The organism is Cupriavidus sp. 2SB (genome assembly GCF_005503625.1).
Classification (GTDB): Bacteria; Pseudomonadota; Gammaproteobacteria; order Burkholderiales; family Burkholderiaceae; genus Cupriavidus.
In genome coordinates, this window is the sequence record NZ_SCMX01000007.1 from 1 (window position 1) to 14,581 (window position 14,581).

General features: G+C 58.0%; 14 protein-coding genes and 1 pseudogene. 9 read left to right on the top strand and 6 right to left on the bottom strand.

Going from position 1 to position 14,581, the window contains the following annotated elements; all coding sequences use genetic code 11:
* The first annotated feature begins 50 nt into the window (after nucleotides 1–50).
* Genes FFS21_RS04745 through FFS21_RS04755 form a run of 3 tightly spaced genes read left to right on the top strand, consistent with a single transcriptional unit; the run spans nucleotide 51 to nucleotide 2,739 of the window.
* On the top strand, nucleotides 51–335 hold the full coding sequence (locus FFS21_RS04745) for a hypothetical protein (protein WP_137923798.1): 285 nt from the start codon (nucleotides 51–53) through the stop codon (nucleotides 333–335).
* Nucleotides 332–2,260 carry a hypothetical protein gene (locus tag FFS21_RS04750; RefSeq protein WP_094478837.1) on the top strand — a complete coding sequence of 643 codons (1,929 nt, stop codon included), beginning with the start codon at nucleotides 332–334 and terminating at the stop codon, nucleotides 2,258–2,260. The genes FFS21_RS04745 and FFS21_RS04750 overlap by 4 nt, the downstream gene beginning before the upstream one ends.
* Complete coding sequence (locus tag FFS21_RS04755) at nucleotides 2,257–2,739, top strand: hypothetical protein (RefSeq protein ID WP_094478839.1); 483 nt, start codon at nucleotides 2,257–2,259, stop codon at nucleotides 2,737–2,739. Before FFS21_RS04750 ends, FFS21_RS04755 begins: the two co-directional genes overlap by 4 nt.
* 217 nt (nucleotides 2,740–2,956) lie before the next feature.
* Here FFS21_RS04755 and FFS21_RS04760 read toward each other — a convergent pair whose 3' ends face one another.
* From FFS21_RS04760 to FFS21_RS04785, 6 genes and pseudogenes are all read right to left on the bottom strand, one after another.
* The gene (locus tag FFS21_RS04760) at nucleotides 2,957–3,841 is read right to left on the bottom strand and encodes a LysR family transcriptional regulator (RefSeq protein WP_004629222.1); all 885 of its coding nucleotides are present in this window, start codon (nucleotides 3,839–3,841) and stop codon (nucleotides 2,957–2,959) included.
* Nucleotides 3,838–4,848 (bottom strand): phosphonate dehydrogenase, encoded by a 1,011-nt coding sequence (locus FFS21_RS04765; protein WP_009238667.1) that lies wholly within the window; start codon nucleotides 4,846–4,848, stop codon nucleotides 3,838–3,840. Before FFS21_RS04765 ends, FFS21_RS04760 begins: the two co-directional genes overlap by 4 nt.
* 24 nt (nucleotides 4,849–4,872) lie before the next feature.
* A complete protein-coding gene (gene phnE, locus FFS21_RS04770) occupies nucleotides 4,873–5,670 on the bottom strand; it encodes a phosphonate ABC transporter, permease protein PhnE (RefSeq protein WP_009238668.1) in 798 nt (265 codons plus the stop codon).
* A gap of 12 nt (nucleotides 5,671–5,682) precedes the next feature.
* A complete protein-coding gene (gene phnD / locus FFS21_RS04775) occupies nucleotides 5,683–6,543 on the bottom strand; it encodes a phosphate/phosphite/phosphonate ABC transporter substrate-binding protein (protein WP_004629229.1) in 861 nt (286 codons plus the stop codon).
* 2 nt (nucleotides 6,544–6,545) lie between these two features.
* Nucleotides 6,546–7,364 carry a phosphonate ABC transporter ATP-binding protein gene (gene phnC / locus FFS21_RS04780; protein ID WP_020200553.1) on the bottom strand — a complete coding sequence of 273 codons (819 nt, stop codon included), beginning with the start codon at nucleotides 7,362–7,364 and terminating at the stop codon, nucleotides 6,546–6,548.
* A gap of 776 nt (nucleotides 7,365–8,140) precedes the next feature.
* Nucleotides 8,141–8,974 (bottom strand): annotated as a pseudogene (locus tag FFS21_RS04785) (IS5 family transposase); the annotation flags it as partial.
* A gap of 476 nt (nucleotides 8,975–9,450) precedes the next feature.
* Between FFS21_RS04785 and FFS21_RS04790 the strand changes: the two are divergent.
* Genes FFS21_RS04790 through FFS21_RS04815 form a run of 6 tightly spaced genes read left to right on the top strand, consistent with a single transcriptional unit; the run spans nucleotide 9,451 to nucleotide 14,578 of the window.
* Nucleotides 9,451–10,149, top strand: coding sequence for an urease subunit beta (locus FFS21_RS04790; RefSeq protein ID WP_104670286.1), 699 nt, complete (start codon nucleotides 9,451–9,453; stop codon nucleotides 10,147–10,149).
* Nucleotides 10,150–10,151: 2 nt separating this feature from the next.
* Complete coding sequence (gene ureC / locus FFS21_RS04795; protein ID WP_137923799.1) at nucleotides 10,152–11,867, top strand: urease subunit alpha; 1,716 nt, start codon at nucleotides 10,152–10,154, stop codon at nucleotides 11,865–11,867.
* Nucleotides 11,868–11,882: 15 nt separating this feature from the next.
* Nucleotides 11,883–12,497 carry an urease accessory protein UreG gene (gene ureG, locus FFS21_RS04800; RefSeq protein WP_137923800.1) on the top strand — a complete coding sequence of 205 codons (615 nt, stop codon included), beginning with the start codon at nucleotides 11,883–11,885 and terminating at the stop codon, nucleotides 12,495–12,497.
* Complete coding sequence (locus FFS21_RS04805; protein ID WP_137923801.1) at nucleotides 12,494–13,309, top strand: urease accessory protein UreD; 816 nt, start codon at nucleotides 12,494–12,496, stop codon at nucleotides 13,307–13,309. Before ureG ends, FFS21_RS04805 begins: the two co-directional genes overlap by 4 nt.
* 5 nt (nucleotides 13,310–13,314) lie before the next feature.
* Nucleotides 13,315–13,884, top strand: coding sequence for an urease accessory protein UreE (locus FFS21_RS32825; protein WP_137923802.1), 570 nt, complete (start codon nucleotides 13,315–13,317; stop codon nucleotides 13,882–13,884).
* Complete coding sequence (locus tag FFS21_RS04815) at nucleotides 13,865–14,578, top strand: urease accessory protein UreF (RefSeq protein WP_137923803.1); 714 nt, start codon at nucleotides 13,865–13,867, stop codon at nucleotides 14,576–14,578. Before FFS21_RS32825 ends, FFS21_RS04815 begins: the two co-directional genes overlap by 20 nt.
* The last annotated feature ends 3 nt before the right edge of the window (nucleotides 14,579–14,581 follow it).

The window sequence follows — 14,581 nt, forward strand, 5'->3', positions numbered from 1 at the left end:
CGCCACGTCCATCAGCGTTGCCCGACGGCACGCAACATTGGTGATGGACGGTGCCGCAGCCGACCATCAATTACCGTGCTCGCGCATCCATCGAATCTCGTGCTCACGCACACTACAACCCGGTGACGTCTTGCTATGGCTGTCCGAAGTTCATGCCATCCCTAGACCGGGAATCCCACGTCGAAGCTATCGAAGGGATGCGCGACCAAGTCCGCCTGTACCTAAAGCAGGGAATCTCCGATGAGACGCCGGCCTACCGGCAACTCACGCGCGCGCTGGCGGGGGCGCAGCAGGCGTTAACCCTGATTGATGACCGACCCAAGAACCACGGATGACCATCCACATCCTCTCGCCTCAACTGACGCCACCGCCGCAGGCCTATCTGAGCTTCATCGACCGGATGCGTCGTGTCGCTTCATCGCACGGACTTGACTGGCACATCGAACTCGACAGCAACGGCGCCGCCACGTCTAACACGGACTGGGACTTACGCAAGTTGAACAAAAGCCATGACCTCCACGTCCCTGGAAGTTGTGGCTTTGCGGTGTCGCGCGACCTGACCGCGATGGCGGCCTCAACTGGATGGCACCCCAGCCAATTGCCGGAAGGCGCGGTGCTCGGTGAAGACGTGCAGGACTTCATCAAAGCCCTAATCGTCGAGCACTGCAGCAGCGGCCGCTCGACCGGCGACACACAACAAATAGCCAGAGCTGCTCGTCGCCTCTTCTCTCTGGTTCGATGCCCGCCGTGGGAGCTTTCACGTGAAAACTTTGACGCCGTCTTGGGCCTTAAGGCCTGGTCCGACAAGCCGGCGCGCGACTTCTCAACGGTCGCGAGGTACATCGACGAGAACCTCATCTCCGTTCATTGCCCAGTCCGCCCGGAACTAAAAAGGAAGGAGTCGTCAGCGTTGCTCGGCTCGCTGCAGGAACGCCAGCACGCCGAGAAGCTACCGGACCTTTCCGCGCTACTTGAACTGACGCGAATCGTCTTCCAGGAGACGCCCCAGACCTACATGGACGCAGTTCGCTTCGGTGTCGTGAAACTGGCTCTGTTCACGGGACTGCGAATCGAGGAGGTGCTGACGATACCCGCCGACTGCTTGGTTTGGGATGAACACCTCGACATAGTCACCGGCCGCCCGGCCGGAACGGTGGGCGGCGTCTCACGCTCCTTGCGACTGCACTATTACGCCGAGAAGCACATCGACGGCGCCCCAAATCTGCTTGTTGAGGCACACCAGCATGTGCCCGCGATGTTCGAAGATGTTGTGGTCTCAACGGTCACTGAGATGGTAGAGATTGTCGGCCCCGTCCGAGAGCTGCTGCGCCTGCAACAGCAGAACCCCAGCCGATTTCCTGACTCGGATTGCCGGATTTTTCGTACCTCCTCCGGGAGGCCAGTTTGGACTAGCGACCGCCTATTTCTGAGCCTGGGGCGGAGCACGGCAGGACGAACTTACCCGCTCCAGCTTCCCCTTCAAGAGGACACAGAAATCAAGCCGATGCTGTACCCGGGAATGCTCATCGCGCTAGGACGTCATGCAGGCCGGTCGATGTTCAGTGTGTACGGACGGTCGCCTGAGTCGAAGTTGATGTCAATCAAGCCGCACAGTCTTCGGCATCTCATGAACACAGAGATGTTCCGTAAGAATGTGCCTGACACCATCATTACGCACCAGTTCGGTCGACGGACCGTCGCTCAGAGCTACGAGTATGACCATCGCAACCTCGCAGAGAAGTTGAGCTTCGTCAAACTGCCGCCTGCAGCGTCCAAGGTCCTTCCCGCAGGAAGCGCCAAGGAATTGGTGGGCAAGATGGTCGTCAGTGGTATGGCGCTGCAAAGCCATTTGGGGCAATCGTTTAAGCGCATCCAGCACGAGAGCGGTGATGAAGCAGCCTTCATCTACTTGGCGGCCAACGCAGATGGCTTCCACGTCACGCCGTACGGTTTCTGCACCAACAGCTTCTCTGTCAATCCCTGCACTCGACACCTCAAGTGCTTCGACCAGTGCAAGCACTTTACGGCCAGCGGGGTCGCTGAGCACCGGGTGACTCTTGAAGACCTTCGCTCGAAGCTCGTGGCGATGCGGGACGCGGCTCGTTGCAAGCCGGCCACCACCGTGGGGCGCAAGAACCAGATTGCCCATGCCGAGCGGCTGATTGCTGGTGTGTCGGCTGCGCTTCACGCCCAACCGAACCAATCCGTCTTCGCAGACGGCATCGACCATTCCACCCTGAAAGAGGACATCTTCAAATGAGGCTGCTCTTAGACCCCAAGAACGAGGAGCTGGCCGACATCCTCAACACGCTACTCACCGACAACATCGACATCACAGCGCGGGAGGTGGCACGGCGCCACAGCACGTTGAAGAACCCTTCAGCGTTCACGCGCAATGAGGCTAGAAGCGCGCTCATCGCTGCGGCCCAGGCACAGCAGCAAGGAGTACGCAAAATCGTCGCCGGAGGTGGAGGCGCCGGCAGTCTGCAAGACCAGGCCGCAGGCTACCGGCAGGACATCAAGCGGCTGGAAGCCCAGCTCACGCATATGGTGGCAGCCCACGCCGGCCTCATCCGCGCGGTTCAAATGGCCGGAGGCGGGCCTGCACTTGAGCGGTTCTGGCGAGACTACAAGGCGGTGGGCGACGCGGTACACAGCCTTTCAGCAGCCAACGCCGAGCGTCCAGTAACGCATCTGCCCTTGCGCGTCGTCAAGATGTCAGACGGAACGGCAGATTGAAAGGTCGGAGCCGACCTGCCTGGGTTGAGTTTTTGCAGCAAATCCACAATGCGTTCGCATAACAAAACCTCCACTGATTCGCGTCGCCAATCCACCACCTAATCGCGCAGTGGCAACAGCAATGAGCGCTGATGTAGCCGAAGAAAGCTAGCGCCAGCGCAACTGTGTTGGTGTTCCTGTGATGGCAGCTATCGGCCAGAAGCAGACATTCGTTTTGCTATTTATATTCTATTGAGCCTAAATCCGGAGAATGGAGAATCAAATCTGCAAGGCTTGCCACCGGACCGCTTAACGAAGTTTCTGAGCGATGTACGAGATAAAGATCTTTGTAAACATCTTCTTCAATCGGAATTGCATGTAACCATCCGCTTGCCTGTTCATGCTTGACCGCGCTTTCCATCACAAGCGAGATTCCTAGCCCTGCGTGGACCGCGTGTTTGACCGCCTCGGTGCTACCTAACTGCATACCCACTGTGAACTCTGCCGAGTCGGCACCGGCATATTGTTGTAGTAGGCGCCCAGTTCCGGTAGCCGCTTCGCCTCCAAGCAAGTTCTGGGATTTTAACCACTTAAGTGGAATGGTCGACTCGGCAGCCCAAGGATGGCCGGGGCGAACAATGACAACCATCCTCTCGCGCCGCCATACTGTTGAGACGAACCCAGGACGTGAGTCCCACCACTCCATTACCGCTACATCCACTTCAAGCGTTTCCAGCAAAGCGGCAATCTCGATATTTTTGCCGATCCTCACATCGATCTTGTTTGCTAATTTATCTTGGAGCGCCTTGATATAGGGTTGTAAAAGATAAATGCCGATATTGGAGCTTGCACCAACGACCAGGCTTTTATTGTGGAGGGCTGCCGTAGCCTTATGGCTAGTACGGAGCAATTGTTCCGCATAGGGGAAAAAAATCTTTCCCTCCAATGTCAGGCTTTGCGGCATTGTTGCGCGGTCAATCAGCCGGGCCTGCAAAGACTGCTCCAGCCGCTTGATATGCTGCGTTACTGTTGGCTGGGACAATCCAGTTTGCTTCGCCGCTTCGCGAAAGCCCCCGCATTTGACGACGGCAATGAACGTCGCCACACGCTCCAGATCTATCACGCCGCCTTTACTCCCGGATACGGCTGATTAATCGCGCCCATCGGTTTTTCACCAGCGAGTGCCTGGATGATGTTCATCGCTGCCTGCCGCTCGATTTCAAGCCGAACTTCCTTGACCGCCGATCCCAAATGCGGCGTAAAAAACGTTTGTGCCGTATTGTCGAGCAGCGCCTTGGGGATAGCCTGCGGGCGATCAGCGCGTATCCATTCTTCCATCTCGAAGACATCGGCTGCATATCCAGCTAGTTTTCCAGACGCCAGTGCTGCTATCACCGCATTCTCATCCACGACCGAGCCGCGACATGCATTGATCAGGTAGCTACCGGTTTTCATCTTGGCCAACGCGGTGGCATCGATTAGATGCAGTGTCTCTGCGGCCATCGGAACCATCGGCACGACATAATCACATTTTTCGAGCAGTTCATCGAGCGTGACGCGCTGTACGTGCCAAGCCTTTTCTTGTTCGGCATTGAGCGGAATCGGATCGCAATACAAGAGATTCATTTCAAAGCCAGCCAAGCGCTGGGCGATTGCACGGCCGACCGCCCCCATACCAATGATGCCAAGCGTTTTTCCTGTCAAACCAGAGCCATATAGTGTCGGCCGCCAGCCTTGGAAGTGTCCGCTACGGATTTGCCTATCGCCTTCCAGCATATGCCTTGTCAAACCGAGAAGAAGGCCGATAGTCAGTTCAGCGGTCGGGATCGTAAGCAAATCCGGCACAATCGTAAGCCATACACCGTGGCGTGTGCAGGCGTTGACATCGAAGTTATCATAGCCTTTAAGCGCGGCGCCGATGACACGCAGCTTTGGACATTCCTCGAGAAACGCGCTGTCGATGCTGTCCGGCATGAAAGCCATGAGTGCATCCGCATCTTTGGCTCGCGCAATTACCTCAGAACGCGGCAAGGTTTCCCGTGTGGTGTTGGGGATAACATCGGCGCTAGCGGACAACAATTCGATGATTTCCGGGTGCACCCAGTGGGTGAGGACGACTTTGGGCTTCATAAAAACCTTTGTAAGCTTTGGGAGTTATTTGAACTTGCGACGCAGGAAGGAGCTGAAGGCGTCGACGAGGGTAACCATGCCTAAAATAACCAGCAAAATAGCCGAGACATCCTGGTATTGCATGATGCGCAGAGAGCCCATCAGCTCGAACCCGATTCCACCGGCGCCGACCATGCCCATCACGGTCGAAGCACGGAAGTTGTATTCCCATCGATAGATCGCGGTATCGGCCATTTGCGGAAGCACTTGGGGAAAGATCCCATGAAAAATCACCTGCAATGGCGTGCAGCCCGCTGCATGCGCGGCTTCTACCGGTGCCGGATCGGCATGTTCGATCGATTCCGAAAAAAATTTGGCGATCATGCCAACCGAATGTAAGCCTAGGGCTAAAACACCCGGCAATGCGCCGAAGCCAACGGCTGCCACGAACAGGATGCCCATGATCAGTTCGGGTATCGATCGCAAAGCGTTTAACAGGCCGCGTGTGGCTTGATACACGAGTGGATGAGGGCTAGTATTCCGCGCGGCGAGCACTCCTAAGGGAATGGATAGCAATACCGCGATTGCCGTGCCGGCGATACTCATGGCCAAGGTATCCAGTACCGGTTTGACCCAGGTGCCAGCCTGCGAGAAGTTCGGTGGGAACATCTCGCCGGCAATTTTTACCAGGCTTGGCATGCCATCCTTCAATCGCTCGGCATCAAATAGGCCGACGTAATACCAGCAACCGATCACAATCGCCAGCACAACGGCAAACTGCAGTATCGTGCGGTTCCATACGCGCTGGCGCTCGGCCAGAATCAAACCAAAATCAGCTTGCATGCTGTCGCTCACTTAGAACTTCGACAGATCGAGCTTGAGCAGTGTGCCAAGGCTGCGCACCACGTCATAGTCTTTGTCGCTGATCGGGCCGAAACCATCGGCTTTGAAAGGTTTCAGGACTTCCGGATCTTTGAGATTCAAGAAGGCTGCACGGATCTTTTCCTTCAGTTCCGGCTTCAGATTGCTGCGCATGGTCCACGGGTATTGCGGATATGGCTTCGATTCGGCAAGAACTTTTACTTTGTTGGGATCGACCAGTCCGCGCTGAACCAGGGATTCAAAAATCGGCTTACTCAAGCCGCCAGCCTGCGCGTGACCGTTTTGCACGGCCATGGCCACCGCGTCATGCGCACCGGCAAAGTGTTCGCGATAGTTTTCGCCGGCTTTCAAACCGTTTTCCGCCAATATCGACTTCGGAATCAAATGGCTGGAGGTGGATGCCTTATCACCGTAAGCGACATTCTTGTTGACGATATCACTGATTTTGGCGATGCCGGCGCCAGTATTGGCGATCAATACGGACTGGTAGGTAGTGCTACCCTTTTGCTTCATCGCTGCGAATGGCTCGATGTCGCTCTTTTGCTTAGCCAGCACATACGACAAGGGGCCAAAATATGCCATGTCGATACGGCCGTGACGCATGGCTTCGATCATTGACGAGTAATCAGTGGTAACCACCAGCTCAATTTTCTTTCCCAGCTCTTTTTCCAGATAGATTTCGAGCGGCTTGTTGTTTTTAATTACGGTCGATGCGTTTTCGTCCGGCAGCAGCGCAACTTTGAGCGTTTCTGGATCGGGATTGGATGATGCATGGCCAATGCTGCAGACGGCGGCAAGCAAGACAGACATTAATGCGGATGCGAGTTTTTTCATAATCAATCCTTTACGGTAGCAAGTTGCATGGGAAATGAAGTATCGATAAGCCGTTCCTCTCGAGCGTCTTGTGGAACGCTCAAAGAAGAACGGGGTACTTGTTCATACAGCGTGTCGTAACTGGCTTGATCCAAAGTCTGCGGGGCGGCATCAAAAATGACTCGGCCATGGGACAGGCCAATAATACGGTCGGCATAACGTTGAGCGAGGTCTACCTGATGCAGGCTGACGACCGCCGAAATCCCGTCCTCTTTACAAATGCGGTGCAGCAGACTTAGCACTCGCTCTGCAGTAGCAGGATCGAGGCTGGCTACCGGTTCATCAGCCAACACCAGTTTAGGTTGCTGAGCCAGAGCCCGGGCAATACCGATGCGTTGCTGCTGGCCGCCGCTCAATGCGTCGACACGGCTTAAGGCTTTGTGCAATAAGCCGACTCGGTCCAGACTTTGCAAGCATATGGATTGATCCTTCGCCGGGAGGGGGAATAGACTGCGTAATGCCGTGTGGTAGCCCATTCGGCCCATCGAAACGTTTTGCAAAGCCGTCAGTCGGCCAATCAATTGATGCTGTTGAAACACCATGCCAGTCTGTCGGCGATGCATGCGCAATGCACGCGAGTTCGCCAAATTTCCTAAGCCGGCGACAATGGTGGTGCCGCGCTGCGACGCATGCAGCGAATTAATACAGCGAAGTAGCGTGGATTTTCCAGCGCCGGAAGATCCGAGCAATACGGTGAACTGTCCCTGATGGAGTTTGAGAGTGGTGGGATACAGTGCAATCGCATCACCATAACTGACTGAGACATTCTGTAGTTCGATCATGACACCTCCGGCAGATTTGAATTCGTAATCAAAAATGATGACCTGATTACGAATCTGAATTGCAGCGATGGTAATGTCGTGATATGACACCCTGATGACTCGTTGATGTCATTTTTGTGGCATGGTCGCGGGTGCCTGTGAGGGAAATAAGTTGTGCTATCTATGCCAAATATAGACGTCTGCTATGGGTCGGGAGCGGCAAGCCATCAATACCAAGACCGGTCGTTCGCGTGACTCCATCTCGGGGGCATGAATCGAACGACTGGTGTTGAGGGTCAAGCGGTCAATCAAGTCGATGCCCGCCGAATGACTTCTTGCGGCAAACGCAGTCGGTCAGATCGCAAACATCAATGACCGAGTACAGCCTGAAGCTGTCCATGCCTGGTGAGCGGCAGTTCTGCAGCGTTGGGTGCCGGTCACACCCATGGGGCGCACTTGCGCAGACCAGCATCAAGCCGACCTTCAGTTCAGCGGCCGGTGCTCCCATGTGCCTCGGCGAATGGTGGGGCGGCGGCCAATCGCACTGGCACCCTGGCGTGTCGCGCAGCAAACGACCTGCTCTGCCAAAGCTGAACACTCCGATCGCTGCAAATCCAATGAAAAGTATGATCAGGCCAATCCAGGCGCCCTGGATAATTAAGGATGGTCTGCACAACCACCGCTGACGCGGCGACTGGCGGCTGTTATTTCAGATGACGACACTTTTTTGCGTTCAAAGGGCAGATTCAGGGCGAATTGAACCCCAGTCGCGACCCCTTGGCCGTTTTTGGGCGCACTCATCCCTGCGCCCCCATATTCAAGAGTCGTTTGCGCACCATCCACAGGTTGGACAGTGCAAACAGCGTCATCAGATTGGCCGTGTTCTTGGCCAGCCCCCGGTACTTGACCTTGACGTAGCCGAACTGCCGCTTGATGACACGAAACGGGTGCTCTACCTTGGCGCGGATGCTGGCTTTGGTATTTTCCAACTGCTCCAGGATGCTGCCCATGGGCGTGTTCTTGTCCATGGCCTTTCGCTTGCCAGGCATCATGGCGATGTGCCATTTCACATCCGGGTGCTTGGCCTGAATTTCTGCGCGCTTTTCAACACCCCGGTAGCCCGAATCGGCAAAGACGTCGGTTTCTTGCCCATGCAACAGCGCGTGTGCCTGGGTGATGTCGTGCGCGTTGGCCGCCGTGGTGGTCACGCTGTGCACCAACCCCAAATCGGCATCCGAGCCGATGTGCGCCTTCATGCCGTGGTGCCACTGGTTGCCCTTTTTGGTCTGGTGCATCTCAGGGTCGCGCGTGCCTGTGCCGTTCTTGGTCGAACTCGGCGCGGCAATCAACGTCGCATCCACGACCGTGCCTTGCTTGAGCAGCAAACCCTTGGCGGTGAGGGTGGCGTTGACGGTTGCCAAGATTTGCAAGCTCAGATCGTGAGCTTCGAGCAGATGGCGAAACCGCAAGATGGTGCTTTCGTCGGGAAGATGGTCCTCCCCCATGTCCAGCCGGACAAACTCACGGAACATCGGCGTGTCGTACAGCGCCTCTTCCATCGCCGGGTCAGACAAGTTGAACCACTGCTGCAAAAAGTGGATGCGCAGCATCGTTTCCACAGCAAACGGTGGACATACATGTAGCTCGAATGGTGGCACCAGACGCAAAAAAGGCGCTCAAAGCGCCTTTTTTGTTGTCCGCGATAAGTAGCGTTATCGCGAGTTGAGCATTCACAAGTACTGGCGGGAATCCCGAAAAGGTGTCAAGCATGACTGTGTCGATGTCTGCTTTGCAGCGTGGCTTGGTTGGGACTGATAGAGGGCTTCCACCATCGCGTGCGCAGGCACACGTCCATCGGATCCATGGCCCCCGTCACAAAGGAAAGCAGCTGCTGGCGGCATGGATGGATGTCCGTGGAAACCTGGCAGGGTCCACCGTCTGTTCACTCAGGTGGCACAAATTGTGCTTAACAACAACGGGCGCCATTGAGTTGGAGCGTTCCATGCACCGCGGCAGGGCTGCCGCCCCATTTTGGCTACGTAGCCTTCGTTTCACTGCCTGACGGCGGAGCTAGGGCTTTTTGTTTTTGGACCACAGGTATTCTGCAATGCGCCTTTTTCCTCGTGAGATTGATCGCCTTCTGCTGCACCAGGCGGCAAGCCTAGCGCAGGCTCGCCGCAAGAAGGGCTTGCAGCTGACCGAACCGGAGGCGCGGGCGCTGATCGCGGACGCCATCTGCGAGGGGGCGCGCCAGGGAGGGACTGTGGCGGATATGGTGTCCATGGCCAGCGCGCTTCTGAACGAGGACGACCTGATGGCAGGCGTGGCCGAGCGCATCGACGTGGTCATGGTCGAAGCCTTCTTCCCTGACGGGCAGAAGCTGGTATGCGTTCGCGATCCAATAGGGCCAGCCAAGGCAAAAGGGCCGTCGAATGCGGCACCGCAAGTCGAGCCACGCTGGCGCCTGGTCGAAGAACCGTTAGTGGTCAATCAGAACCGGCCTACGCTGCGCCTTCGAGTGGAAAGCACCAGTGACCGGCCGATACAGATCGGCTCGCACTATCACTTTTTCGAAGTCAATCCGGCACTTCGGTTCGATCGCGCCGCCGCGTACGGCATGCGCTTGGATATACCAGCGGCAACCACACTACGTTTCGAACCCGGCGATGCGCGAGATGTTGATCTTGTGGCCATCGGAGGTGCGCGTCGCGTGTTCGGCTTGGCGGGCCTGATCAATGGAGCACTCGACGACCCGGCGGTGCGCTGCGCAGCAATGACCCGGCTTGTCGCGTTTATCCAGGACTAGGCATGGCATTCACCATTGAACGTTCACGCTACGTGCAACTGTACGGCCCCAGCTCAGGCGACAGCGTCCGCCTCGGCGACACAGGGCTATGGGCCCGGGTCGAGCGTGACTACTGTCATGGCGGCGACGAACTTGTTTTTGGTGCCGGCAAGACGATCCGTGCAGGGACTGGCTGCGACGGCGCGATGACAGCGGCGGACGGCGTTCTCGACCTTGTCGTCACCAACGCACTGATCATCGACGCGGTGGCCGGCATCATCAAGGCGGACATCGGCATAAAGCAAGGGCGGATTGTTGGTATTGGCAAGGCCGGGGATCCCAACATCATGGATGGCGTGAGCCCTCAGCTTATCGTCGGGGTCAATACCGACATCAGAGCCGCCGAAGGATTGATCGTCACGACCGGAGGCATCGATTGCCATGTCCACTTCATCGACCCGGGTCAGGTGGATGAGGCCCTGTGCGCAGGCATCACGACCTTGATGGGCGGGGGACTCGGTCCCACCACGGTTCCGATCGCCTCAACCGGCACAACCAACCTAGGTCTGATGCTACAGGCGGCTGAGGCGTTCCCAGTGAACTTCGGCTTCATCGGCAAGGCTGCGTCACACACCGTGGCGCCCCTGATTGAACAACTCGCCTCTGGGGCCGCCGGCCTCAAAGTCCATGAAGACTGGGGCGCCAGTTCGGCCGTCATCGACGCCGCACTCCAGGCTGCTGACATTGGCGGTGGCCAGATCCAACTGCACACCGACACCCTAAACGAATCGGGCTTCATCGAGCATACTTTGCGCGCGATCGGTGACCGATGCATCCATGCATACCACGTCGAGGGCGCGGGCGGCGGGCATGCGCCCGACATCATCCGCATTTGCGGCAAGGCGAATGTGTTGCCGTCTTCGACCAATCCAACCAATCCGTTCACGGTCAACACCTTTGACGAGCACTTCGACATGGCGATGACAAGCCATCATCTGAATCCTCGATTACCGGAGGACGTTGCCTTCGCGGAGAGTCGTATCCGCCGCGAGACGATCGGCGCCGAAGATGTATTGCACGACCTAGGAGCAATCAGCGCTATCGGCTCTGACAGCCAGGGTATGGGGCGCATTGGCGAGACGATCGCAAGGACCTGGCAGCTGGCTGAGCACATGCGTGATCTGCGCGGCAGTCTTTCTGAGGACCTCGGCACGGGCGCCGATAACCACCGAATCCTGAGGTACATCGCCAAGTACACGATCAACCCTGCAAAGATGTTCGGCATCGATCACGAGGTCGGATCCATTGCTCCGGGAAAGTTGGCCGACCTGGTTTTCTGGCGTCCCGACAGTTTCGGCATCAAACCGGAGTTGGTCATGAAATCGGGTTTCCCTGTATGGGCACCGCTTGGGGAAGCCAATGCATCTCTGATGACCTGCGAGCCGTTGCGCTACCGGCCCATGTGGGGCTGCTTCGGTCGTGCGCCACAGGCGCTGGGCGTGCGCTTTGTCGCGCCGCCTTCCATCGCTGCAGACATCGGCCGCAGGCTCGACCTTAAATCCGCTCTGGTGGCCGTAACGGACACACGGGGACTGACCAAGCGCAATATGCTCTACAACGATCTGTTGGCCGATATCAGGGTTGATCCAGAAACCTTCCGCGTCTACATCGATGGCCAAACGCTGATCAGCGCTCCAGCCACGCGAGTGACGCTGGGGGCCTCCTACATGCTCAAGTGAACAAAGGGATCTGAAATGTCTGTGGTGCGATTAGGCATCGGCGGTCCGGTTGGCAGCGGCAAGACGCGCATCGTGGAGCGCCTGCTCCCCATTTTTGCCGAGGAGGGTATTTCCACGGCAGTTATTACCAATGACTTGGTTACGCGAGAGGATGCGGAGCGTGTACGTCGATCCGGCTTGATCGATCCCGATAGGGTGTTGGGCGTCGAGAGTGGGGCCTGTCCGCACACCGCCATTCGCGAAGACCCGTCCGTCAACATCGAGGCCGTTGAATGGCTCGAACGGCGCTTTCAGCCAGACGTCATCCTCATCGAGAGTGGCGGCGACAATCTGGCCGCTACTTTTTCAAGTGAACTGGTGGATTGGTGGATGTTTGTCATCGACGTGGCTGGCGGGGACGACATACCGCGCAAGCGTGGACTAGGCGTTTTGCGAGCCGACCTGTTGGTGGTCAACAAGATCGACCTAGCTCCCCACGTTGACGCGGACCTCGACCGCATCCGCGCCGATGTGGCAATAGCTCGACCCAATCGTCCCTCGCTGTTCACGGATCTGCGTCGCGGTGAGGGTGTACGCGCAGTCTTCGAGGAGCTAAGGCGCTCGGCACTGTTCGGGCATGGCCGTACATGACCGACGGCCTGCTTCAACTTCGTCTGGCCTGCGACCGCCAAGGCCGTACCCGATTGGTGGAGCGTAAGCAGCGCTACCCGTTGACCACCACCGCTGTGCTGCCGCTCGACGCCGGTCCGGGCGCTCTCATATATGTACAAAACGCGGCTGGATCGGTATTTGGCGGCGACCGTTTGCACCTCGACGTGGCGTTGGGTGACGGCGCTGAGCTTTGTCTGTCGACACCGTCCGCCACGCGACTGCAAGGGGATACCCTGTCGGTGCAGACCTCGCACATTTCAGTGGGGAAAGGGGCCTTTCTCGAATCCATTCCCGACATGCTGATACCGCATGCGCGCTCGATGCATAGACAGCACACCCTGGTCGAGCTTGCATCCGGTGGGCGGGCGATCATCGCCGACGCGCTGGCTCCAGGCCGTGTCGCGAGCGGCGAGCGTCACGCATATCAGTTGCTCGCGCTGCGCTTGCGGGTCTGCGTCGAAGGGTCTTCGATCCTCCATGACGCCGCAACCTTTTGCCCTGATGAGGCGGATCCGTGGCTGGAGGGAGCACTTGGCAGGCAAGGCTATGTCGGGACGCTGTTCGCATTGACGCAGGAAGGTTGTGCGGCAGAACTCGCGGACAGGGTCCACGCCGGTATCGCAAGTGTGCAAGGAGTTTACGGTGGGGCCTCCCCATTGGCTTCTGGATATGGCGTCGTTGCCCGCTTGCTGGCCGACGACTCACCGCTATTGCGCCACGCAATGCAGCTCACGTGGGATCTCATGCGCCGCTGCCTGCTTGGCCGTCCAGCACCTCAACTGCGAAAGTAACTCCAATGATTGAACAACACTTTGACCCACCTATTGCAGCGCGAATCCTCGGCCGGGTGGGTGCGCCAGAGTTCGCTGGACGCTGGATCGAGCGAGTACCGGTACCCGCCGCGGATGCGGCACGCCGGCGCGTGCTGCTTCGCGGAGAGCACGGTACGGCCATCGCTGTGGATCTCCCCAAGCCAGCTTGGTTGTTTGATGGCGCGGTACTCCACGACAATGGCTGTCGCTTGCTTGTTGTCACCCGCCCACCGGAACCGGTCATGGTCATTGGGTTGGCACAACTCACACCCGCCGATACGCTCCGCATCGGCCATGCGCTGGGCAATCGGCACAGCCCTTGCGAACTGTCTGAGGGCGAGATCATCGTCCCGGTCACTGACACGCCGGAACTTGCCTCCCGACCCGTGTTGGCGCTGGGATTGGCCGGACTTCAGCTGCGTTTCGACCATCTGCCGTTTGCTGCCCAATGTCCACCGGCTTGCGGCGCAGCCGCACACGATCACCCGCCCCAACGATTGGATCACGGTTCGCATTTGCATCCGCATTCGACACATGCACGCCACGATGGATGAGACTGCTGCAATGCGCATGCTGACACTGATGCAGCTGTCGGACTCGGCACTACCCATTGGCCGTCATGCACATGCGATGGGCCTGGAAAGGCTCATTCGAGACGGACGCGTGCAGACCCGCGAAACGCTGCGTGAGATGGTGGTCTCTGCGTTGATCCACGGGGCGGCTCGCTCCGATGGCACTGCGACCGCTCTCGCGCATGGCGCGGTGATGGCGCAGGACCTCGCCGCACTGCGCGGGGTAGACGCCAGGCTCGACCTGCTAAAGCAGACGCCCTCAGCGCAAGCCGCGTCCCGCCGCTGCGGCAGCCGCCTCGCGGCCATGGCTACCACCTTTGGAGCGCAGGCCCTGTTGACCGAATACGCCGCAGAGATCGCCGCCCAAAAGTCGCCTGGCCATCTCTCGGTAGTTTCCGGCGCTATTGCGGCCACTGCAGGTATCGATCGTGAACACGCAGTGCTGTGCGAAATGCGCGGAGTGGCATCCATGATTCTGTCGGCCGCGGTTCGTCTGGACCTCCTCGCGTCTGCAGCCTGCCAGGGCATGCTGGCAGAACTGTCCCAGCACATCGTCAAAGCTACGCGAATCGCCTTGCGCACAGGTCTTGAGGAGATGTCGTGCAGCGCGGCCGCTGGGATTGAGGTTGCCGCCATGCGACATGCCCGCGACGACGCTCGGCTTTTTGCCAGCTGATTC